This is a genomic window from uncultured Chitinophaga sp. (genome assembly GCF_937898475.1).
Lineage (GTDB): Bacteria > Bacteroidota > Bacteroidia > Chitinophagales > Chitinophagaceae > Chitinophaga.
Map to the genome: position 1 here is coordinate 203,161 of NZ_CALEJS010000015.1, position 25,086 is coordinate 228,246.

The 25,086-nt window shown below is 50.5% G+C and carries 7 protein-coding genes; all 7 read left to right on the forward strand.

Annotation, left to right across the window (positions count from 1 at the left end; genetic code table 11):
* Positions 1–5 precede the first annotated feature (5 nt).
* From Q0577_RS07830 to Q0577_RS07860, 7 genes are read left to right on the forward strand one after another with little or no spacing between them, the layout of a single operon-like run.
* A complete protein-coding gene (locus Q0577_RS07830) occupies positions 6–11,102 on the forward strand; it encodes a non-ribosomal peptide synthetase (RefSeq protein WP_298734509.1) in 11,097 nt (3,698 codons plus the stop codon).
* Positions 11,103–11,136: 34 nt separating this feature from the next.
* Positions 11,137–15,360, forward strand: coding sequence for a MupA/Atu3671 family FMN-dependent luciferase-like monooxygenase (locus tag Q0577_RS07835; RefSeq protein ID WP_298734511.1), 4,224 nt, complete (start codon positions 11,137–11,139; stop codon positions 15,358–15,360).
* 11 nt (positions 15,361–15,371) lie between these two features.
* Positions 15,372–19,025 (forward strand): beta-ketoacyl synthase N-terminal-like domain-containing protein, encoded by a 3,654-nt coding sequence (locus Q0577_RS07840; protein ID WP_298734513.1) that lies wholly within the window; start codon positions 15,372–15,374, stop codon positions 19,023–19,025.
* A gap of 38 nt (positions 19,026–19,063) precedes the next feature.
* The gene (locus Q0577_RS07845) at positions 19,064–21,457 is read left to right on the forward strand and encodes a TonB-dependent receptor (RefSeq protein WP_298734515.1); all 2,394 of its coding nucleotides are present in this window, start codon (positions 19,064–19,066) and stop codon (positions 21,455–21,457) included.
* A 34-nt stretch (positions 21,458–21,491) separates the two neighbouring features.
* Positions 21,492–22,679, forward strand: a complete 1,188-nt coding sequence (locus Q0577_RS07850) for a hypothetical protein (protein ID WP_298734517.1) — start codon at positions 21,492–21,494, stop codon at positions 22,677–22,679.
* Positions 22,680–22,690: 11 nt separating this feature from the next.
* A complete protein-coding gene (locus Q0577_RS07855) occupies positions 22,691–24,343 on the forward strand; it encodes a cyclic peptide export ABC transporter (protein ID WP_298734519.1) in 1,653 nt (550 codons plus the stop codon).
* 18 nt (positions 24,344–24,361) lie between these two features.
* A complete protein-coding gene (locus Q0577_RS07860) occupies positions 24,362–25,081 on the forward strand; it encodes an alpha/beta fold hydrolase (RefSeq protein ID WP_298734521.1) in 720 nt (239 codons plus the stop codon).
* Positions 25,082–25,086: the final 5 nt, after the last annotated feature.

A 25,086-nucleotide genomic window follows, 5' to 3' on the forward strand; every position in this document is an offset into this window, starting at 1 on the left:
TTGTTATGAATATTAGCCAGCTGCTGACAGAATTGAATGAACATGATATAACCCTATCGCTGGATGAAGGCGATCTGCTGATAGATTTTGAAGGAGAAAGCATTGCCGAACCGCTGATCAATAAGATAAAGGAAAATAAAGGAGCGCTGGTGGCATACCTGAAAAAGTATGCCGCACAACAGGATTTTACCGAGATCCATCCCGCTCCCCAGCAGGAAAGTTACCCGGTATCATTTGCACAGAAACGCCTGTGGATCCTCAGCCAGTACCCCGAAGTGTCCAAAGCATATATTATACCCAACCAGGTAGAGCTGTCTGAAGAGCTGAATATGGAGCACTTCAGGCTGGCCATCCACGCGGTGGCTGATCGCCATGAGATACTGCGTACGGTCTTCCGCGAAGATCAGCATGGCGAAGTACGGCAATGGATATTGCCTGAGGATGCGCTGAATATAGACATACAGTTCCTGGATTTCAGCATGCTGGAGCAACCGGCTGCTGAAGCAGATATGTACATTGAAGCAGACGGGTTCAAAGCATTTGACCTGGCCAATGGCCCCCTGTTCAGGATGTCCCTGATCAAACTGGCGCCCGGCCGCTACCGCTTCTATTACATCATGCATCACATCATCAGTGATGGATGGTCACTCGGGGTGCTGATCAGGGATGTGCTGTCATACTACCATGCGTACAGGAAAGGCGTTTCGCCCAATATCCCCCCGCTGGAGATACAGTATAAGGATTATGCCTGCTGGCAGCTGTCGCAGCTGGAAGCCGGTAAGATCAATAAGGATAAAGACTACTGGCATGCTGTCTTTGCAGACGATATTCCTTTACTGGAAATACCGGGCAGGCCCCTACGCCCGGCGGTAAAAACCAACCGGGGAGAACTGCTCGAAACCTGGCTGTCAAAAGCTACCACTGCCAGGCTGAAGCAATTTACGCAGGCCCATGAAGGCAGTTTGTTCATCACGCTTTTAAGTTTGTGGAATGCGCTGTTATACCGCTATACAGAGCAGGAGGAGATCGTGATGGGCACCGCCGTAGCTGGTCGTGATCACGCAGGACTGGAAGACCAGATCGGTTTTTATGTCAATACGCTTGCCCTCAGGAACAGGATCGATCCCACAAAGACCTTTGCTGATCTTTATGCCGGTGTAAGGGCCAATGCACTGGAGGCCTTCTCGCATCAGTCCTTTCCCTTTGATCTGCTGGTAGAATCCCTGCAATTGCAGCGGGATAACAGCAGGAACCCGCTGTTCGATGTGATGCTGACCTTACTGAGTTCGGATACCGCTAACAGCAGGGCCACCGTGAGCGAAGAGCAGGCAGCAACCATCCGGTTCCGGGGAAAGCGGAATGCTAAATTCGATATAGAGATCAATGGAGTGGAGGCTGGTCCTCAGCTGCAGCTGATCGTGAACTATAACGCGGATATTTACGATGAAGCCTTCGTCTCACAGCTGCTCAGGCATTTCAGCAAACTGACGGAGGCGGTATTAGACAATCCTCATTTGCCGCTCAGTAAATATGACCTCCTGTTGGCAGAAGAGCGGGAACAGTTGCTGCATGCGTTTAATAATACCGCCCGGCCTTACCCGGATGATAAGACAGTCATCCAGCTCTTTGAAGCACAGGTGCGCCGCACGCCCGGCAGCATTGCCGTTTCATCTGCGCAAGGTGTGCTAACTTATGCGCAGCTCAATGCGGCTGCCAACCAGCTGGGGCACTACCTGCGGGAGCAATACGCCATTGGTGCGGATGACCTGGTAGGTATTGAACTGAGCAGAACGCCTGCATTGATAATTGCTATATATGGTGTGCTGAAAGCCGGCGGCGCCTATGTGCCGCTGGACCCGGCCAACCCGGCAGACCGAAAAGCATACATCAAGGCAGACGCCGGCTGCAAATGCACGATCGACGAGGAATTTATGGCCCGCTTTAACGTGGTGGCACACCGGTATTCCAACGCGGACCCTGTCCCGGTGAATGATGCCGGTAGCCTGGTGTATGTGATCTACACCTCCGGGTCTACAGGCGCACCCAAAGGTGTGATGATTGAGCACCGGTCACTGGTCAACAGGCTGGTATGGATGCAGCATGCCTACCCGCTGAAGAGCGCTGATGTGATCTTACAGAAAACAACTTATTCTTTTGATGTATCTGTATGGGAACTGCTCTGGTGGAGTATGTACGGCGCCAGCGTTCATCTGCTGGAACCGGAAGGAGAGAAGGTGCCATCCAGTATTGTACAAAGCATTGCGACGGCAGGCGTTACGGTCATGCATTTTGTACCCGCCATGCTATCGTCTTTCCTCGGTTACCTGAAAGAGTTCCCGGAAGAGAAAAAGCAGCTGCGCAGCCTGAAACAGGTCTTTACCAGCGGTGAAGCCCTGTCAAAAGACCATCGCGATGAGTTGCTGGAAGCCTTGCCCCGGGTATCATTGATGAACTTATACGGCCCCACGGAAGCCAGTATAGACGTCACTTATTACGATTGCAAGGAGCAACGTAACGATCACATCATCCCGATAGGCAAACCTATTTTTAATACGCAGCTCTATGTGCTGGATCAACACCTGCAGCTGTCACCTGTGGGCGTTAAAGGTCATTTATATATTGCTGGTACGGGCCTTGCCAGGGGATATGTGAACAACGAAGCACTGACCCGGAAAAAATTCATTCCCCATCCTTTCCGGCCGGGCCATTTACTTTATGATACCGGTGATGTGGCGTTATGGCTGCCAGACGGCAACATTCATTTCCTTGGCAGGGCAGACGACCAGGTGAAAATAAGAGGATTCAGGATTGAGCTGGGCGAGATTGAATATCACATCAGGAGAAAAGAAGGTATAGACGACGCCGTTGTACTGGTACGGGAAACTGTTCCCGGCCAGAAAGACCTGGTGGCATTTATTGTTTCAAGGGAAGCGCAGGAGGTATCAGCGCTCAGGAATTACCTGGCTGATAAGGTGCCGCATTATATGGTGCCTGCCCACTTTGTGCAGGTAGACAGCATTCCGCTGAACGCCAGCGGTAAGGCCAACCGGAAACAGTTGCTGGCTTTGGATAAAGCAGCTTTGGCTGACAAGGTAGCTTTTGTTGCGCCCCGTAACGAAAAGGAAAAGGCCCTCATCGCAGTATGTGAGGCAGTGCTGAACAGGAGGTCGATCAGCATAAAGGAAAACTTCTATAACCTGGGCGGCGATTCCATCAAGTCCATCCAGATGGTATCGCGCCTGAAACAGGCCGGTTATACCCTGAAGGTGGAGGATATTCTCAGAACCCCGGTGCTGGAAGCGCTGGCATCCCTGCTGGTGATCAATACGCACCAGGTCGATCAGTCGCCCGTAACAGGCGTTGTTGCTTTAACCCCCATCCAGCATTATTTCTTTGAGAACACCCCTGTATTACAACATTTCAACCAGTCTATCCTGCTGAAAAGTCAGGCGCCCATTGACCTGCAGCTACTGGACCGCTGCCTGAAGGAACTGCTTATCCACCACGATGCACTGAGAATGGTATTCACCTTGCAGGATGGCGTATGGCGGCAGTTTAATAATGCTGCTGATGCAGTGGGAGAGCTGATCAGCTCATGGGACCTCTCCGCTGCTGCAGATCCCCTGGAAGAAATGAAACGGCTGACCACAGAGCTGCAGGCCGCCTTTGATCTTTCATGCGGCCCCCTGCTAAAGGCAGCTCATTTCAGGCTGGCAGACGGAGAACGGCTGGCCATCATCATCCATCACCTGGTAACAGATGGAATTTCGTGGCGCATACTGATAGAAGACCTGCTGGCTTTGTATCAGCAATACCAGGAAAACAATGTGCCGGTGTTACCTGCAAAAACAGACTCCTACCAGCGATGGGCCAGCCTGCAGCAGGAATATGCCAACAGCGGGAAAATTCTGAAGGAAGCGGCCTGCTGGACCAGCATCTGTGAAAAAGATGTACCCGTCATCAGAACAGACCATCCGCACAGCGGCCCCCTGTTCCTGGAAGATAAAGTTACCTTCTCCCTGGACGAACAGACCACCCGGCTGCTGCAGACAAAATTCCATACCATATACAATACCGAAGTGAACGATGTATTGCTGACGGGCCTGGGGCTGGCCATCAGTGAAGTGTTCGGCCAGCAGCAGGTGGTCGTAAAGATGGAAGGCCATGGAAGAGAGGAGATTATTGACAATGCAGACATCAGCAGAACAGTGGGCTGGTTCACAACCATGTATCCCTTTATACTGGAGGTGGAGTCTGCAGGTAATGCTGTGGACAGCCTGATCAGGGTAAAGGAAGATCTGCGGAAGATACCCAACAAAGGCATCGGTTATGGCATGCTGAAATACCTGAACAAAGACTACCATCATCTGCATTATACCCCTTCGGTATTGTTCAATTTCCTGGGTGATTTTGATACCACGTTTGCAGACAGGAATGACACCGGTTTCAGTTATGCCACGGAAGCAATAGGTCCTAACATTGCCCGGGAGAATACCGACGAGGTGTTGCTCAACATATCCGGATCTTTTGTTGGCGGCCGCTTGTATATCGGTATCATGTATGCCGCTGCGGTCTATGATGAAGACACCATTGCGCGTTTGCAGGCAGCCTATAAAAAACACCTGGCAGCACTGATTGAAACCGTATCCGGCGAGCCGCACCGTTTTAAAACGCCTTCAGACCTGACCTACCGCGACCTCAGCATGCAGGAGCTGGCGGTACTGAATGCCGCACATAATATCGAAGATGTATATGAGCTGTCTCCCTTGCAGCTGGGAATATACTATCACTGGCTCAGGGACGGCGCCAGTTCACAGTACGTAGAACAGATCTCCTACCGCATACAGGCAAAGGAGCTTAGTATACCATTGATCCATACTGCCTATGAGAGACTGGTGGAACGCTACGCTGTGCTGAGAACGGGGTTTGCAGGTAAGGTAAAGGACTTTCCTTTGCAGGTGGTAAGAACTGGCGTACAGGCCCGGTTTTTCTATGAGGAGATCCCCGCCGCTATAACCGGTGAAGATGATATAGCGGATTATATTAAGCAGTACAAAACGGCTGACAGGAACGCGGGCTTTAAGCTGGCGGATGATTCGCTGATGCGCCTGAAGATACTCAGGGTGGATGAAACGCACTATGAGTTTATCTGGAGCCATCATCACATACTGATGGATGGATGGTGCATGAGCATCCTGATACAGGATTTTAACCGCATACTGCAGGCCGTTACCAGGCAGCTGCCTCCTGCCTTGCCCGCACCGAAGCCTTATGCAGATTATATCCGCTGGTTAATGGACGTAGACACAGCGGCTTCCCTGGACTACTGGAAAAATTACCTGGATGAATATACGCAGGCAGCCACCCTGCCTTTTGTTAAAAGTAAACCCGGTGAGGTTTACCGGGAGGGACTTAATTCCCTGAAGGTAGAAGGAAAATTACTGGACAGTATACAGGCGCTATGCAGTGAGCTGGGCATAACCCAAAGCACATTCCTGCAAACCGCCTGGGGATTCCTGCTGTCTAAGTATAATCATACCAATGATGTTGTATTCGGGGCAGTGGTATCCGGCCGTCCTGCTGCGATACCGGGCATTGAGCAGATGGTGGGCCTGTTCATCAATACCATCCCGGTGAGGATCCGGTATGAACAGGATGATACGCTCTTCAGCCTGTTGAAGGAGGTGCAGGATGCGGGCATCAACAGCAATGCACATCATTACCTGAACCTGGCAAAGGTACAGGCGCAGAGTGAGCTGGGAGCAGCGCTCATCAATCACATCATGGTGTTTGAGAACTTCCCTGTTAAAGACGCGATAAAGGAAAATGCCGATACAGTAAACGGCAAGGGACCGTCTCTGAGCATTCAGCAGGTAGAGGTGTTTGAGCAAACAAATTATGACCTGGACATCCTGGTATTGCCCTCCTCCGGGGCTTTACAGGTAAACATCCGCTTCAACGCCGGCAGGTATGAGGAAGATGCCATGGCAGCGCTGGCCATTCATTTCTATCATGTAATTGAACAATTTGCCACATCAGGCAATAAACCCCTGAACCAGGTCAGCTTTCTGCCTGCAGCAGAACGTACGCAGATCCTGGATGTGTTCAATGCCACAACTGTTGCCTATGCACCGGATACCACCGTGCTGGATCTGTTCCGGGAAAGAGTGGCCGAACAGCCAGACCAGGTAGCCGTACGCTACCAGGATGCGCAACTGAGCTACCGGGAACTGGATGAGCGCAGCGGCCAGCTGGCTTACTATTTACGCACCCGCTACCACGTAGGACTGAACGACCTGGTAGGCATACAGCTGGAACGGAGTATATCCATGCTGGTGGTCATACTGGGTATCCTCAAAGCAGGCGGGGCATATGTGCCCATTGATACCGCCTGCCCGGAAGAACGGTGGCAGTATATAAGAGAGAACAGCCAGTATAAGGTGTGCATAGATGCCGCCTTCCTGGATGCTTTTCAAGAGGAAGCCGGACCTGTGTTGGAAGACGCCAAGGTACCCTTGTCTGCCTGCGCCTATGCAATTTATACCTCCGGCTCTACCGGTCAACCCAAAGGTGTATTGAATGATCATGCAGGATTATACAACCGCCTGCTATGGATGCGGGATAACCTGCACATCGGTCCGGAAGCAGTGATCCTGCAGAAAACACCCTATACCTTCGATGTGTCTGTATGGGAGCTGCTGATGCCGGGCATCACGGGCAGCAAGCTGGTATTTGCCGCGCCGGAAGGGCATAAGGATCCTGCCTACCTGCAATCACTGATCAGCAGGGAGCAGGTCAGCATTGTGCATTTTGTGCCGTCTATGCTGGGCATTTTCCTGGAAGAGCTGGATGCCGCCAGCTGCCGCAGCCTGCAGCATGTAGTGTGCAGCGGGGAAGCATTATCGCCCGTACTGGTAGCCGCCTTTAAAGAGAAACTGCCCTGGGTGCGGCTGCATAACCTGTACGGACCTACGGAGGCGGCCATAGATGTTACCGCCATAGACCTTACGGAGGTAGACACGAACGTTTCAGGGGTAAGCATCGGCAAACCGGTAGCCAATACGCGCATCTATATAGTAGATCGTAACCTGCAGCTGCAGCCGGTCGGTGTGCCCGGCGAGCTGCTGATAGAAGGTGTACAGGTAGCACGGGGTTATCTGAACCAGGCGGCACTCAGTGCGGAGAAATTTATTGCCAGTCCGTTTACCACCGGTGGCCGTGCCTATCGTACCGGCGACCTGGCCAAATGGCTGCCCAATGGCGAGATAGCTTATATGGGGCGGATGGACGACCAGGTAAAGATCCGTGGCAACCGCATAGAACCGGGAGAGATAGAAACCCGTTTGTTGAGCTATGGGCTGGTAGAGCAGGCAGCCGTGGTGGTAAAAGGAGAGGGCCTTCGCAAATACCTGGTGGCCTATGTGCTGCCGCGTGAGGGTTACAGCCGGGAGGCATTGTACAATTACCTAAGCGCCCGGCTGCCGGAGTACATGATCCCCGGCATTATCATGGAGCTGGAAAGCTTTCCGCTGACCAGCAGCGGGAAACTGAACCGCCGTGCCTTACCGGAGCCGCAGGGCGAGGGCTTGGCTGCTGAAGCCTACGAAGCGCCCCGCAATGAAATGGAATCTTCCCTGGCCATTATCTGGCAGGAAGTACTGGGCCTTGAAAAGGTAGGTATCCATGATAATTTCTTCCGCATAGGCGGAGATTCCATCATCTCCATACGGCTGATCAGCAGGATCAACCGGCAGTTCAATGCCGCCTTAACCATTGGCCAGTTATACCAGTTTAATACCATTGCCGCATTGAGCGGACTGTTAAAGGATGATCTTGACGCTGCTGCCATCTGGCAAAGCGTAAAGCAGGAGATCACCGGCAGCGTAGACCGCCTGCGTGAGCAGGTACTCGGGATGATCCCCAATGCAGCCGCCATAGAAGACATTTACCCGATGAGTGATATACAGAAGGGTATGGTTATCCTGTCTGCATTAAATCCGGAGGCGGCTGTTTATCACGATCAGTTCACATTCACTATACCGAAAGTAAATCCTGATATATTCAGGGAGGCTTTCACCCGATTAACGTGGAAGCATCCCACCTTACGTACAAGATTTGATCTTACCAGTTATGACCAGGAAGTTCAGATCGTTGACAAAGAAATACCTGTGACAATCGGTTACCAGGACATCAGCAATTTGGATAAAGCTGCGCAGGAACAGCATATCAGCAATTTTATGCTTGCCTGCCGTCAGCAGGCATTCAATGTGATGACGGGCCCATTGTGGCGGGCAGATATCTTCAGCTTGTCGCCGGATAAAGATGCCTTTTTGTTCCGTTTCCATCATGCCATACTGGATGGATGGAGTGTTGCTTCCCTGAATACAGAGCTGTTTAAAATATACCGGCAGCTGGAGAAAGATCCCGCCGCCCTTACGCTGGAAAAACTGCAGCTTACCAACAGGGACGCCATAATAGCGGCGCTTTGTGAAAAACAGGATGCAGCCGCCATCCGGTTCTGGCAGGAAGAGCTGGCAGACTACAAACGCCTGCAACTCTTTGAGAACAACCCATGTGAGCAAAGTCTTACAAAAAACTACGACTTCAGGTTTAAATACCAGCTGGAAGAAAAATGCCGTACCGCAGGCCTGTCTGTTAAGACGGTGATATATGGCGCTTTTGTATACGTACTTAAGCTGCTGGGCTACGAGGATGATTTCATTATCGGCATGGTCACCAACAACAGGCCTCTGATGGAAGACGGCGACAAGCTGCTGGGCTGTTTCTTAAATACCATACCTGCCCGGAACCGGCTGGAAGACGTTCACCAGCTGACATGGGACGCCTTCTTTAAAAACCTGGAAGCACAACTGACCCGCTTAAAAAGCAAAGAACGCCTGACACTATACGAAATATCGAAAGTAACAAATGAGAACGCAACAGGAGGGTCTCCCTTCTTTGATATCATGTACAATTATGTGGACTTCCACATCTATGATGAAATAAGCACTGCAGGTAATAACGGTAATACAAGCGGCAGCGATGACCGTCTGAATGTGAACGATCATGTTTCCAGGAACACTGCGCTTGACCTGAACGTGAACCTCTCCGGCAAGGGGCTGCAACTGATCTATAACCTCAGGCGAACGCTCATCCCTGGTATTACCCTGGAAAAGATGCAGGAATGCCTTGATCATGTGTTGTCAGCTTACCTGGATGCTCCAGACCGGAAAACCGGGGAGATCAGCTTTCTGCCTGCAGCGGAACGTACGCAGATCCTGGATGTGTTCAATGCCACAACTGTTGCCTATGCCCCGGATACCACCGTGCTGGATCTCTTTCGGGAAAGAGTGGCCGAACAGCCAGACCAGGTAGCCGTACGCTACCAGGATGCGCAACTGAGCTACCGGGAACTGGATGAGCGCAGCGGCCAGCTGGCTTACTATTTACGCACCCGCTACCACGTAGGACTGAACGACCTGGTAGGCATACAGCTGGAACGGAGTATATCCATGCTGGTGGTCATACTGGGTATCCTCAAAGCAGGCGGGGCATATGTGCCCATTGATACCGCCTGCCCGGAAGAACGGTGGCAGTATATAAGAGAGAACAGCCAGTATAAGGTGTGCATAGATGCCGCCTTCCTGGATGCTTTTCAAGAGGAAGCCGGACCTGTGTTGGAAGACGCCAAGGTACCCTTGTCTGCCTGCGCCTATGCAATTTATACCTCCGGCTCTACCGGTCAACCCAAAGGTGTATTGAATGATCATGCAGGATTATACAACCGCCTGCTATGGATGCGGGATAACCTGCACATCGGTCCGGAAGCAGTGATCCTGCAGAAAACACCCTATACCTTCGATGTGTCTGTATGGGAGCTGCTGATGCCGGGCATCACGGGCAGCAAGCTGGTATTTGCCGCGCCGGAAGGGCATAAGGATCCTGCCTACCTGCAATCACTGATCAGCAGGGAGCAGGTCAGCATTGTGCATTTTGTGCCGTCTATGCTGGGCATTTTCCTGGAAGAGCTGGATGCCGCCAGCTGCCGCAGCCTGCAGCATGTAGTGTGCAGCGGGGAAGCATTATCGCCCGTACTGGTAGCCGCCTTTAAAGAGAAACTGCCCTGGGTGCGGCTGCATAACCTGTACGGACCTACGGAGGCGGCCATAGATGTTACCGCCATAGACCTTACGGAGGTAGACACGAACGTTTCAGGGGTAAGCATCGGCAAACCGGTAGCCAATACGCGCATCTATATAGTAGATCGTAACCTGCAGCTGCAGCCGGTCGGTGTGCCCGGCGAGCTGCTGATAGAAGGTGTACAGGTAGCACGGGGTTATCTGAACCAGGCGGCACTCAGTGCGGAGAAATTTATTGCCAGTCCGTTTACCACCGGTGGCCGTGCCTATCGTACCGGCGACCTGGCCAAATGGCTGCCCAATGGCGAGATAGCTTATATGGGGCGGATGGACGACCAGGTAAAGATCCGTGGCAACCGCATAGAACCGGGAGAGATAGAAACCCGTTTGTTGAGCTATGGGCTGGTAGAGCAGGCAGCCGTGGTGGTAAAAGGAGAGGGCCTTCGCAAATACCTGGTGGCCTATGTGCTGCCGCGTGAGGGTTACAGCCGGGAGGCATTGTACAATTACCTAAGCGCCCGGCTGCCGGAGTACATGATCCCCGGCATTATCATGGAGCTGGAAAGCTTTCCGCTGACCAGCAGCGGGAAACTGAACCGCCGTGCCTTACCGGAGCCGCAGGGCGAGGGCTTGGCTGCTGAAGCCTACGAAGCGCCCCGCAATGAAATGGAATCTTCCCTGGCCATTATCTGGCAGGAAGTACTGGGCCTTGAAAAGGTAGGTATCCATGATAATTTCTTCCGCATAGGCGGAGATTCCATCATCTCCATACGGCTGATCAGCAGGATCAACCGGCAGTTCAATGCCGCCTTAACCATTGGCCAGTTATACCAGTTTAATACCATTGCCGCATTGAGCGGACAGGTACAGCAAAGCACTGTTTTACTCGAAGAAAAAAAGGAGATCAGGGAAGATATCAGGATGTCATTTGATAAGCTGATGGATGAGGTATTGGGAAACTAAAAAATGTTAATCACAAATAGTAAAAAGATTAAAAATGGAAAAAACAATTGCTACGATTGACAAAAGTAACATTGCCGACGTATTCCCCATGAATGATATTCAGAAAGGGATGGTGCTCTTGTCTATCATGAACCCCGAGGCAGCCATGTATCACGACCAATTTGTATATTTTGTGCCCCCTATAGACCGGCAGGATGATTTTATACATGCTGTTAAACTGATGATGGAAAAACACCCGGTGCTGAGAACCGGCTTTGAGCTGGATAATTTCAGCGAAGAGGTGCAGATCGTATATAAGGAAGTGGAGCCCTGGGTGCAGTTTACCGATCTCACAAAGAATACCATCGCCGAACAGGAACAATACATTCATGACTATATGGTAAAGGAGCGTTTTAAGGTTTATGACTTTAAAACGCCCCCTTTGTGGAGGATCAACATCTTTGCCCTGAATGAAGAGAACAGCGCCTACCTCATCCAGTTCCACCATGCCATTCTGGACGGCTGGAGCCTGGCCTCCCTGAACACCGAATTGTTCAACACCTACGCGCAGCTGAAGGATAATAAAAATTACAAACCGGCGCCCCTGAAAGCTTTCTTTAAAGACCTGGTGATAGAAGAGCTGGCGGAGAAGAACAACGAAGTGTCGATCAGTTACTGGAAAGAAAAGCTGAAGGACTTTAACCGTCTGGATGTGTTTCACACAGACCGGGTAGACTCCCGGCATCTCAGGGCAAGTCTGGGGATGGAAAAATCCCTGCGTATGAAAGAACAGGCCGCAAAAGACGGGCTGGCATATAAGAACGTGATCTTTGGCGCTTTTGCCTATGTGTTCAACATGCTGGCGCTGGAGGATGATTTTGTAATGGGGGTTGTATCCAATAACCGCCCCGCTATTGAAGACGGCGATAAGGTGCTGGGCTGCTTCCTCAACACCCTGCCTTTAAGGCTGCAGTTTGACAAAGTAAAAGAGCTTAGCTGGATAGAATATTTCCAGCATATAGAAGCGCAGATGCTGGAGCTGAAAGTAAGAGACCGCTCCACACTGCTGGAGATCACCAAAATAACCGGGCAAAGGGCCGGCGCCGAAAATCCCTTCTTTGATATCATCTTCAACCACATCGATTTTCAGAATGTTTACCGGGAACTTACAGGCGCCAAGAGCCAGTTCCAGCAGAAGAAGGGGATAAAGACCCGGAACCATGAGATGAGCAACACTTACCTGGATGTGAACTTCATCGATGTACGCAATGGGGAGATGCTCATGGAATACCTGGCTACCCGTGCATTCAAAGCTGATATTACCCTTGAACAGTTCCAGGAATATTTTATGAACGTGCTGGATTGTTACCTGGAAAACCCCCACCAGAAGGTTAACACCAGCCAGGTTATTCCTGCTGCTGAGAGAGAGAGGCTCCTGCACGGCTTTAATGATACGGAAAAAGCTTTTGACCTCTCCCTGTCGGCAATAGACCTGTTTCGGCAACAGGCAGCGCAGCATCCGGAAAAGGAAGCATTGGCAGTTAAGGGTAAAGTGTATACCTACCGTGAGCTGGATGCGCTTTCCAACCGTTTTGCCAATTACCTGGAAACGCAGGGTAAGATAAACAGGAATGAGCTGGTAGGTCTTAAGATACCCCGCAGTGAATGGGTGGTGATCGCCATCCTGGCCATCTGGAAATCAGGCGGCGCCTATGTGCCCATTGATCCTAACTACCCGGAGCATCGTACCGCTTATATGGAGCGGGACAGTAACGCCAGGATCATTGTTAACGCAGATATGATCGCGCAGTTTACCCAGACGCAGGATCAGTACGCTGCTACTTACCAGCCGTCATCCACCGCTCCGGACAGCCTGGCTTACATGATCTATACCTCGGGCTCCACCGGCCAGCCTAAAGGCGTAAAGATCGGTCACACGGCCCTGTCCAATTTCATACACGCCATGAATGATGCGCTGCAGCTGGGTACTTCAGACCATCTGCTGGCGCTGACCACCATCTCATTTGATATCTCCATACTGGAACTGTTCTGGACCTTATGCAATGGCATTAAGATCACCATCGAGAAAGATAATACAGAACTATATGGCTTTGACCGCTGGCTGCAGGGCAATCCTAAAATGGATTTCAGCCTGTTCTATTTTGCCAGCCAGAACTTCAATGAGGAAGATAAATACAAACTGCTGCTGGACTCAGCAAAGTACGGAGATGAGAACGGTTTCAGCGCACTCTGGTTGCCCGAAAGACACTTCCATGAGTTTGGCGGCATCTTCCCCAACCCCTCACTGCTGGCTTCAGCCATAGCCGCTACTACAAAGAATATCCGCATCCACGCAGGCAGTGTGGTGCTTCCGCTGCATGATACCATCAGGGTGGCAGAAGAATGGTCTGTAGTGGATAATCTTTCAAAAGGACGCGTGGCCCTCGCCATCGCTTCCGGCTGGCATGCAGACGATTTCGTGTTCAAGCCAGACCATTTCAAGAATCGCCGCGAAGTGATGTATCAGCAGATCCAGGAGCTGAAGCAGCTCTGGAAAGGCAAGCCCGTAAAACGCATCAACGGCGCAGGGAAGGAAGTTGAATTGAATATCTTTCCCAAGCCCATCCAGCAGGATCTTCCCATCTGGATCACATCTGCAGGCAGTGCAGATACTTTCAGGAGCGCCGGCAGGATAGGGGCCAACCTGCTTACCCATATGCTGGGACAGGACATCAACGTACTGGAAGAGAACATCAAAGCCTATAAGGAAGAATTGACGCTGAACGGTTATGACGTGCAGCAGGCCAGCGTTACCCTGATGCTGCATGTTTATATCGGCGATGATATGGAGACCGTGAAGCGAACAGTGAAAGAGCCTTTCAAAAACTATCTCCGTTCCAGCATTGGTCTGCTGAAAAACCTCCTGGCAGGTATCGGTAAAGCCAGCAATATTGAAGAGAACGAACTGGAAGACCTGCTGGAAATGGTGTTTGAACGTTACTGGAACACGTCTGCGCTCTTCGGTACCAAAGAGAGCTGTGGCAGGATGTTGCGCAGACTCTACCAGGCAGGCGTTACTGAAATAGGCTGCCTGATAGACTTCGGTATTGAAAATGATAAAGTAATGGCAGGACTGGCGATGCTGAATGAGCTGAAAGATGAATTCAAAGGAGGCGGCATTAACCAGGATCAGCACATCACTGCCATGCAGATCACCCCCTCTTACCTGGGGGCCCTGACGGAGGACAATGACTCAGCCAGGTTCCTGCAATCCTTAAAGCACCTGATCGTTGGCGGGGAGTATTTCCCGGAAAAACTCAAAAAGAAGATACTGGATACCACCACGGCCCGGGTGTATAACATGTACGGCCCTACGGAGACTACCATATGGTCTGCTTCCACCAGGGTGGAAACAGAAAAAGGCAATGTGATAGGAAAACCTATCGCCAATACACAGATCTACATACTGAATAAAGATCTTCAGCTATGCCCCATCGGCGTTAAAGGCCAGTTATTCATTGGCGGTAAAGGCCTTTCCATGGGATATCATCAGCAGGCAGCCGCAACCGCTGCAAAATTTATTGAGGCGCCCTTCAATAAAGCGGTAAAGATCTATAATACCGGCGACCTCGCAAGATGGCTGCCGGATGGCACGATCGAATTCTTCGGAAGGACAGACAGCCAGGTGAAGATCAGGGGCCACCGTATTGAACTGGGCGAAATAGAACACCAGCTGGCGCAGATACCGGGCATAGATGCCGCTGTAGTGATTGACCGCGAAACAGGCCTCGGACAAAAAGAACTGGCAGCGTATATCGTTGCGGCTGAAAAACTGAAACCGGCAGACTTACGCGCCTATTTGTCTGCCAAACTGCCCGCCATTATGGTGCCCGCTTACTTTATCCAGGTAGATGAAATGCCGCTGACCGCAAACGGTAAAGTGAACCGGAAAGCCCTCGCTGCACTGGAGCACGACCAGGAACAACCCGACCTGGACTATGTAGCGCCCAGGAACCGTACGGAAGAAGAGCTGGCAGAGATCTGGAAAACCATCCTGAACAGGAAACAGGTGGGCGTAAAAGACAGCTTCTTTGATATAGGCGGCAACTCACTGAATGTGGTGCGGCTCAGGCGTATCCTGAAGAAAGACATGGGCGTATCCATCAGCATAGTTGACCTGTTTAAATACACTACCATAGAGAGCATTGCCAGGGTGATCAACAAAGAAAGGGATGCGGCGGAAAGCGTGGAAGAAAATGTTGAGGTTTTAAAGTTCTAAAACTGTGAAAGATGTATAAATCAATTGCTATCATAGGCATTTCATTTGAACTGCCGGGCATCGGGGACTGGGCGGCATTGTCTCAGTCCCTCAACAGGAAAGATATCAACGTGGGCGCACTGCCGCCGGGAAGACTGCGGGATGTACAGGCGCGATACGGCCCTGTGGACATTGCAGCGGCGGGCTTCCTGGATCGCATTGACCTGTATGACAACGAATTTTTTGATCAGACGGAACGGGAGGCGATGAAAACATTTCCCGAGCAGCGGCTTTTCCTGCTGCATGCCATGAGGGCTTTCTATGATGCAGGCTATACGGCAAAAGATATACAGGCATCGCTGACCGGGATATTTTTGTCTCCGGCGCGTTCGCAATATCCTGCCTACATCAGCGGGCAGTACGATTTCTTCGATACCCTCACCGGTATTGAAGCTACCCGCCTTGCCCGGTTCCTGGACATCCGCGGCCCGATCATGTCAGTAAATACCACCTGCTCATCTTCGCTGATGGCCATACACAATGCCTGCCTCAGCCTGGAGCACGGGGAGTGCAACATGGCGCTGACCGGAGGTGTTAAACTGGGTACCATCACCAAAGAGAATGCCGCCACTTTTGTGGTGATCTCCAGGAAAGGCGAGTGCAGGCCCTTTGATAAGGATGCAGACGGGATGATGAACGGGGAAGGCGCGGTGTGCATGGTACTGAAACGCCTGGAAGATGCGGAAAGGGATGGAGATCCCATCTACGCAACTATAGAGGGGCGTGGTGTTAACCATGGCGGCGCCAGGATCACCAGCCTCACTGCACCCAGCATTGAAGCACAGAAAGAGGTGATCCTCAAAGCATGGGACAATGCCCGTATCGCACCCGCAGACGTGAAGTTTATTGAAGCGCATGGCACGGGCACCATCCTCGGAGATCCTATTGAGTTCTCCGGGATCAATGAGGCCTTTGCAGAGAAAGGTATTGCTGCACCCACCTGTAAGATCAGTTCCGTGAAGGCGCAGGTAGGGCACCTGGATACCATGTGCGGTATGGCGGGCCTGTTACGCGTGGTTGCTGCTTTAAATAACCACGTTATCCCCCCGCAGGCAAACTTTGATGTCATCAATGAACATATAGACGAAGCGGGGAGTGCTGTCAGGGTGCAGCGGGAACCGGAATACTGGGAAGACAATAAAGGACTGAGGGTAGGAGGCGTAAGCAGTTTTGGCTTAACAGGCACCAATGTACACCTGGTCATTGCGCATCGGGAGAAAAATGTGCAACCCGCAGAACCGGCGCAGCCATATTTCCTGCAGATCAGCGAAACAACCACAGAGCGGCAGGAACAGCAAAAACAAACGCTGATCCGCTTCCTGGAAGAAAATCCATCCGCCAGCCTCCGGCTGTTCAGCCAGAAGATCAACCGTTTGTATAATGCCGGTAAGCTGAGCGAAGGGATCATTTTTAACACGAGGGAGGAACTGTTAGAGGAGCTGCGTAAAACAGCAGAAAAGCCCCGGGAAGAAACAGCGTTCCTGCTACTGGACCTTGATCTGCTTAGCTACCCGCCAGCACTGGTGGAGCAGGTGCTGCGGGAGAACAGCCTCATTAGGAAGAGCTGGGATGATGTGATCGGGGAGACGTACCATCCCGGGCAGATAAAGGACAATAAAGTGAGGAGCGTTTTATTTCAGTATGTACTGTACAAATATCTCTTGTCGCTGCTGGGCAATAAGCTGCAGGTAATTGCCAGGCAGGGAGAAAGCGTATTGCAGGCATTGTTGAATAATAAGCTGCGCCCCGTGGATATCATCAATGATCCAGGCCTTATCCGCTTGAATGAGCACCCGTTTAACCGGCACAATTTTGAACAATATCTTTTCAGGCAGTTTGCCCGGCAGAAAGTAGTACTGATCGATTTCTCCACCAGTAATGACATGCGTTTTGACGCCGCCCATATCCTCACCGTCGCCGGTGCATTCAATGCAAAAGAGCGTTACCAGCTTTATAAAACTTTACTGGCAGCCGGCCGGGAACCTTTAAAAGCGCCAAATGTACCGGTTCCCCTGCCGGGTATTCAACTGCCGGTGTACCAGCTAAAACGGTTCTGGCCGGAGCATCTGACCAATACCGCTGTCACTGAAACGGTGGCAGAGAAGAAGGAAGCCGGGAAAGCACAGCCGCAGGCTGTGATCAGCCTGGAAGCGATCAGGGAGCGGGTAGTGCCCATATGGAAGCAGCTATTGGAAATGGACGCGGATATCGCCCCTGCTGATGATTTCTTCCTGCTGGGCGGCGATTCCATATCCGGTCTGGATATGCTATCGATGCTGGACAAGGAATTCAATGGCAAGCTGGTCACCTATGAAGAAATGTATTCTTTTTCCACGCTGGAAAAACTCTGTGCAGTACTGCATGAGAGACTGAACCCCCAACAGGAGGAAGTGAAAGAAAAACCGGTACTGGTAACCGTTGAGGATACAGCCGCCAGAAAAGAACGCTATCAACAGTTGCTGAACGCCATTAAGGCCAGTCCTGTGCCCGGCCGGGTAGCTCACCGCGATATCCTGGTTACCGGCGCCACCGGTTTGCTGGGCTCATTCCTGGTAAAAAAGCTCCTGAATGATACCGGCGCAAATATCGTTTGCCTGGTAAGAGGGAAGGACAATGATGACGCGCTCCGCCGTTTCCAGGAAATATACAGCAGGAACTTCGGCCTTGGAGAACAGGAGCGGATCAAAGTAGTGAAGGGGGATCTTAATAATGAAGATCTGTTTAAAGATCCGCAGCTGCTGAGCGCATTGGAAAAAGTGAATACCGTTTATCATGCGGCGGGGTCGCCCGCTTTTGTAGGTAGCCCCAACCTGGAAGAACATATTAATTACAAAGGTACCCGGCACCTGTTTGACTGGGCCCTCAAGTCAGGCATACAGTATTTCAACTATATTTCAACGATCGGGATCACCGGGCAGGCCATGCCCGCTCACATTGAGGCGTTCTATGAAACAGATCTCAACCTCGGGCAGCAGACCGCCAATTTTGTGCATTCAGGCACCAAGCTGCTCGCAGAGGAGTATATCAATAAGCACCGTTCCGGCAGTATAGCCGTAAATACTTACCGCATTTCCAATATCGGCGGACGCTACCATGACGGCTTTGCGCCTTTCAACATGAATAAGAACCTCATGTACATGAAACTGCATCGCCTGTATAAAGCAGGGTATTATTCTGATGAATTCCTGGAGTATAACCTGAACCTGAAGATCACACCGGTTGACCTGCTGGCCAATACCATCGGCGATCTTTCCTTCTACCGGCATGAGCTGCTGAACACCTTCCATCTCAGCGCTGAGAGAAGCTTTACAGTGCAGGAAATAATACAGGTATTTGAAAAAAATCAAATTAATTTATCTAAATTAGACCATGACAACTTCCTGGAATACATTGAAAAATGGCAGGAAAGTGCTGAGGAATATACTGTTAGCCTGATGAAGTATGGCACCTATGATAAAAGGACCCGTGAAAATAACTATAAGATACTGACAGAGGCAACCAGGTTAACCTTAGAAAAAATCAAGACAGACATTACGTATGACCGCCTTGCGTACCTCAATAATGTAGTGCATTACTGCGTTAAAGCGGGCTTTTTAAATGCGAACAACAGTTTGGTAAACCATTAAGTGTAGCATAAGCATACTATTATCTAATCAAAACAACTATGAAAGGATCCCTCGTTACAACCACCATGCTTTTTCTGTTTTGTATTACAGCAGCCAGGTTGAATGCCCAGCAAATCAGCTCCATTTCCGGCCGGGTAGCCAACGCCGCGAATGAGCCGCTTACCGGGAATGTCATTGTGCTCTCTGCTGCTGATTCCGGTTTTATTAAAGGGACCAGCTTCCTGAATACAGCATTTGAAATTACGAATATCAACAGGAAGGAGGTATTGCTTAAATTTACCTCCCTGCAGTTCCGTGATACCATTATAAAAGTCACTTATAATGGCCAGGCCAACATCCACCTCGGCACCATCCTGGTAGGAAGCGGTAAGTATCAGCTCAACGAAGTGCAGGTCACCAGCCAGGTGCCGATGGTACGATACAGCGCCAACGGTAACATAGAAGTGAACGTAGCCAAAACAATACTTGCCAGCAGCAACTCCGTAAATGAAATACTGAGCAGGTCGCCCAATGTTGTAATTGACGACGGCGGACAGATAGCCGTATTCGGAAAAGGTGAAGCTATTTTCTACCTGAACGGCAAACGGATCACCCGTGAGCAGATGTCTGCCATCCCCACCTCGCAGATCGCCCGGATCGAGATCATCTCCAATCCTTCTGCCAAATATGATGCGGAAGGCAAAGCAGTGATCAACATCATCACAAAGGTGAATATGCAGGAGGGCATTATCGGCACCGTAAGCCAGCACGTAACCACCTCTGATTTTGCAGGCACCAATGCCAATACCTTCCTGGACCTGAGCTATATGAAAGGCAAGTTCTCCCTGGTAGGTAACTATGGCCTGCTGGTAGGAAAGAGCCGTGAATACCTGTATACTACCAGGACACGCCCCGAGGGCCCCGACTACATGAATTCTGACCTGATAACAGACTGGAAACGTAAGTTCAACAACTACTCCAATTTTGGGTTAGGCGCCCAGTACAATATTAATGAACGCAGTAACATTTCACTGGCCTACAGCGGGTACGTGGAGAAGCAGGGCGGCAGCCAGGACAGCAGGAATGCCATTACCACCAACGACGGCACCAGTCATTATACAAGCAATATTGCCGTGAACCAGGAGCGCTGGAACCATACCGGCACCCTGAACTATAACAACACGCTTGACAGCCTGGGCTCCGGCTTATTCCTGGGCACCCAGTTGTCTTATTTCAATGGAGACAACGATGATTTTATAGATGAAAAAAGTATAAAGGACGGTACCGCCGACGGCCGGTTGCTGAAAAACCTGGCCGGCCTCAAAATATACATTTCCGCTTCGCAGGCAGATTATACAAAAGTGTTTTCCGCCAGCAGCAAGCTGGATCTGGGCGTTAAATTCGGTTATGTAAATACCAGGGCCTCCACCACTTTCCTGATCTCGGAGAAAGGAGAGGATTTTATTTACAATAAAGACCTGTCTAATAACTTTGAATACATTGAAAAAATACCGGCCGCTTATGTGAACTATAACGGTAAGCTGGGAAAAGTAAACTATAGCCTGGGTGCAAGGGGCGAGTGGACCAACTATGACCTGAACACCAGTGTAGGCGGAGGGCAGACCATTTCAGACAGCTACTTCAATATATTTCCCAACCTGTTGCTGAACACTTCCATGCAGCAGGTCAAAATGCGATTTTCATATGCAGCCAGGATCTCCCGGCCAAGATACCAGTCGCTGAACCCGATTGTATTCTACCAGGATCCCTTTACCACCATTGAAGGCAACCCTTTCCTGGTGCCGGAGAAAACACATGCATTCGAGGTTGGCCTGAACTATAAAAAATACGATTTCCGCGTGGGATATAACTACACACTGAATCCATTTACAGCAGCTGCTTTAAGGGGAGACAGCGCCAATACCTATGTGCTGAAAGCGATCAACCTGGACAAGGACAATACCTTCTTTGCGTCCCTGTCAAGACAGATCAGCATTAAGTGGTGGACTTCCCTCAATACCGTATCGGTAAGCTACAGTAAGTCTACCGATAACAAGTATAACTACGCCATGGTAGACTCCAAGCCATACGTATACCTGTACAGCAGCAATACTTTTAATGTGGACAACCTGTTTAAGCTGCAGCTGCTGGCCTGGTACCTGGGCGACAAATATTACGGCGTACGTTATGAGAAGCACAGGTCTACCGTTACACTGGGTATTGAGAAAGACTTCTTTAAGAATGCGTTGAAACTGAGCTTTACCGCCAACGATATCTTTCACAAGACCAACACCTCCGGTATTTACGATGTAGGGCAGACAACGGTATTTTATGACCGTACCTACAATACCAATTACTTCAGGTTCATTGCCACTTACAATTTTGGCAACCTGAAGAAAACCAATTACAAGATCAGGCAGACCGGCCAGTCAGAAAACAACCGGGCTAAATAATAAAGTGCTCATAACCCTAAAACACTGTTGAGGCATGAATCTGGATCATCAGCCAACTTTAGACAAGATACTGGAAAATAATGCAGGCCTGGATATCGCCGGCGTAAAGCGTGTACTGATCCTCCATGAGGAGCCATTGACCAATATAGGTGACTGGTGTATCCGCTTTGATAAATTGAAGTACGTGCATACGCTCCTGGCAAATGCCACTATTACGATCAATTTCACCGCGGCAGGTACCGCTAAGCTGACAGCTGCCCTGCTGAAGCATAATCCCCATCTGCATGCGGTAACGGTCATGAAATGGCAGGACATTGAATTTGAAGCTTATGATTTCATTATTGCAATATCACTGCATGAAGAAGCGGTGCTGGCTTATCTGCATGACAGGTATGGCGCCGCCATACAGGATGCCCGGTACAAGGTATGTGTGTACTCCATGTCGCGCCTCATGTTGAAATTTGATAGCGGAACCACTCCGGTGTTTCCCATGAGCCAGGAGCTGATCCGGCATTTTGAAGCGTCCCGTACGCCCGCAGCCCTCTTTGTTACCAGGGAAGAACAGCAATGGGCGGATGAATGGCTCAGGAAAAAAGGGCTGAAAGAGCATGAACAGCTGTATATCATACTGGACAGCACCACCCGCAGGGATAAGCTGCTGAACATGGAGGTGTATGCGGAGTTCCTCACAGCGCTGCTGGAGCAGGACAATGTGAAAGTGCTCATATACGATGAAACCAGTATGGGCAAACAGGAGTTTTACGAAGCGTTTTTGGGAGAGGAGTATATGGATAAGCTGATATTTTCTGAAAGTCTCACCCTGAGAGAAGATATTTGTTTGCTGGCCTCCACCTGCACACGGATGGTGTTTGGCCCCTGTACAGGCCTGATGCATTGCGCTTCCGGCATTTATAATCATTATGTGGCCCAGGGATTAGGCAGGGAAGACGTACCTGTATTGATCACCTACACGGGTAAATACCTGCCCGATGAAAAACATGTTTACCTGTGGTGGGAAAATACGCCGCTTGTAAATGTGCTGGTCTTAAGGAACAGGGATGGCAAGAAGACATTGCTCCTGATGGATGACCTGAATGACGAACAGAAGATAACGAATGACGGACTGCCCTGCAGTGAATACACGGCTGATATGCTGACCGCGTTTGTAAACCGGAAGCTGGGAGAGAAAGCCGCAATGAAAATCCAGGAGCAGGCTGTATAAACCGCATTTCCATGAAGCGTATATTGAAATTAATCCTGCCGATGACTGGCAAAGCGGGGTTGCTGAAGTACATAGGCCTGGGTATCCTTTCCGGATTATGCAGTTTCCTTTTTATTAATACGGTAACCAGTGTGCTGGGACAGATCATTGCGGGCAACTTTACCAATACCCACGAGTACCTTCTGATATTTGTGGCCATCATCCTGCTGTTTATCTGGATCAGAAGAGTATTGTCTGTAGCGATCATACGGCTGTCACAGACACTTTTCTGGGACCTCCGCAAGCAGATCGTATCGCTGGTACTGAGGTCCGGTTACCAGCAGCTTTCGGCCAGGAAAACAGAAGTGCATTCCGCTATTGTAAGCGATGTGAACATGCTCACACAGGCATCGCAGAGCATCATTGATTTCTTTACAGCTACGGTGCTCATGGTGGTATGTTTTGCTTACCTGGCTACCTTATCGCTGCTGCTGTTTGGCATCACGCTGGTAGTAGCGCTTACAGGTATCGGCATCTACCGTTTGAGGGCCAGTATGAATGTAAAGAACTTTCAGCGGTCCCGTGCGCTGGAAACCAGTTTCCAGTCCAGCTTTAATGCTATCCTCGATGGGTTCAAGGAACTGTTCATGGATCCCCGGAAAGGGAAGGATATCTTTGATCACCAGGTACGTCCCGTTTCAACGCAGGCATTTGACAACAATACCAAAGCGTACATCGGCTTTCTCAATAACCAGATAACCGGGTATACACTTTTCTACACATTGATCGCCGCTATCCTGATCTACCTGAACACGGCTTTAAAAATAGAGGTAAAGTATACCGTCACTTTTGTATTCACCTTGTTGTACCTGCTGGGCGCTATCAACACTATCATGGTGTTGCTGCCCGTATTGGTGCGGGCAAGAGTGTCTGCAGGCCGCCTGCTGGAGCTGAAAGACAAGCTGGAAAGGGAAGACAGCCCGGTTGGCGCGATCATACCCGGCCCGCCGGTGATTTTTAAAAATGCGCTGGAACAGATCACCATCAGCCAGCTGGTGTATGAATATGGTGCAACATCGCAGGCCTTTGGTATAGGCCCCATTGACCTGGAGATCCGTAAAGGGGATGTGATTTTTATCTACGGAGGCAATGGCAGTGGTAAAACCACTTTCATACATACCCTGCTGGGTCTGCGCATACCTACCGGCGGAGAGATCAGGGTCAATGATATACCGGTCAGCCAGGATCTATATCCGCAATACAAAGCCTTTTATGCGGTAGTGTTCAGTGATTTTTACCTGTTCAGTGAACTGCTGGGAATAGACAAGCCTGACCTGGAAAAGTGGCGCTATTACCTGCAGCTGTTTGAGCTGGAAGATAAAGTGAGCATAGATGACAAAGGAGTGTTCTCTACCACCGCGCTGTCTACCGGGCAGCGTAAGCGCCTGGCGCTGATTGCCGCCCTGCTGGAAGAGAAGCCGCTGCTGGTGATAGATGAATGGGCAGCCGACCAGGACCCGCATTTCAGGAAAAAATTTTATACAGAGATCATCCCGTTGATCCGGCAAACAGGTATTACCATCATCGCCATTACCCATGATGACCGCTATTATCATTGTGCCGATAAGCTGTTCAGGATGGAATATGGTAAACTGATCCCGGAGCGTGTACAGGTTTTTCAATAAGCACAGCAAGTATAGTTTATGAAGCAGCCACAGATATTTTTTATTCACTTTGCCGGAGGAAACCGTTACTCCTTCAGCTTCCTGGAGCAGCGCTTACCTGGTTTTGAGACAATCCCCCTGGAATTGCCCGGCAGGGGATCCAGGATGAAGGAGCCGCTGTTAAAGGATTTTGATGCCGCTGCGCAAGACCTGTACCAGCAGGTAATAGAGCGCCTCAGCGGCCCGCGTTTTTTGATCTGCGGGCATAGCATGGGCGCCTACCTTACCCTGCGGGTAACCAATTTACTGGAACGGTCAGGCAGGTACCCTACCGGTATTATTGTAAGCGGCAACGCGGGTCCGGGTATAGTTGATCGGGAGAAAAAGATACGTTACCTGCTGCCCCGTGACGCATTCATAGCTGAGCTGCAGCGGCTGGGTGGCTTAACACAGGAAGTGATTGATCATGAAGAACTGTTCAGCATTTTTGAGCCCATTCTGAGAGCCGATTTTGAGATCGCGGAGCGGAACAACCTGGCAAAGGAACCGGCGGTACAGGCGCCGCTCTATGCAATGATGGGAGACCAGGAAGATCATGTGGCACAGATCGATAACTGGTCAAGGTTCACACGGCGTCGTTTCAGAAAACAGGTACTGGCAGGCGATCACTTTTTTATTCTTAAACACCCCGATCGCATGGCAGAGATCATCAGCACATTTTACAGGCAGGAGCAGGAACAGGCCCTGCTCCAACAATAATCAGC

Coding starts and splice junctions, on each gene's coding strand:
- Q0577_RS07830 (WP_298734509.1), top strand. CDS start 6: ATGAATATTAGCCAGCTGCTGACAGAATTGAATGAACATGATATAACC.
- Q0577_RS07835 (WP_298734511.1), top strand. CDS start 11,137: ATGGAAAAAACAATTGCTACGATTGACAAAAGTAACATTGCCGACGTA.
- Q0577_RS07840 (WP_298734513.1), top strand. CDS start 15,372: ATGTATAAATCAATTGCTATCATAGGCATTTCATTTGAACTGCCGGGC.
- Q0577_RS07845 (WP_298734515.1), top strand. CDS start 19,064: ATGAAAGGATCCCTCGTTACAACCACCATGCTTTTTCTGTTTTGTATT.
- Q0577_RS07850 (WP_298734517.1), top strand. CDS start 21,492: ATGAATCTGGATCATCAGCCAACTTTAGACAAGATACTGGAAAATAAT.
- Q0577_RS07855 (WP_298734519.1), top strand. CDS start 22,691: ATGAAGCGTATATTGAAATTAATCCTGCCGATGACTGGCAAAGCGGGG.
- Q0577_RS07860 (WP_298734521.1), top strand. CDS start 24,362: ATGAAGCAGCCACAGATATTTTTTATTCACTTTGCCGGAGGAAACCGT.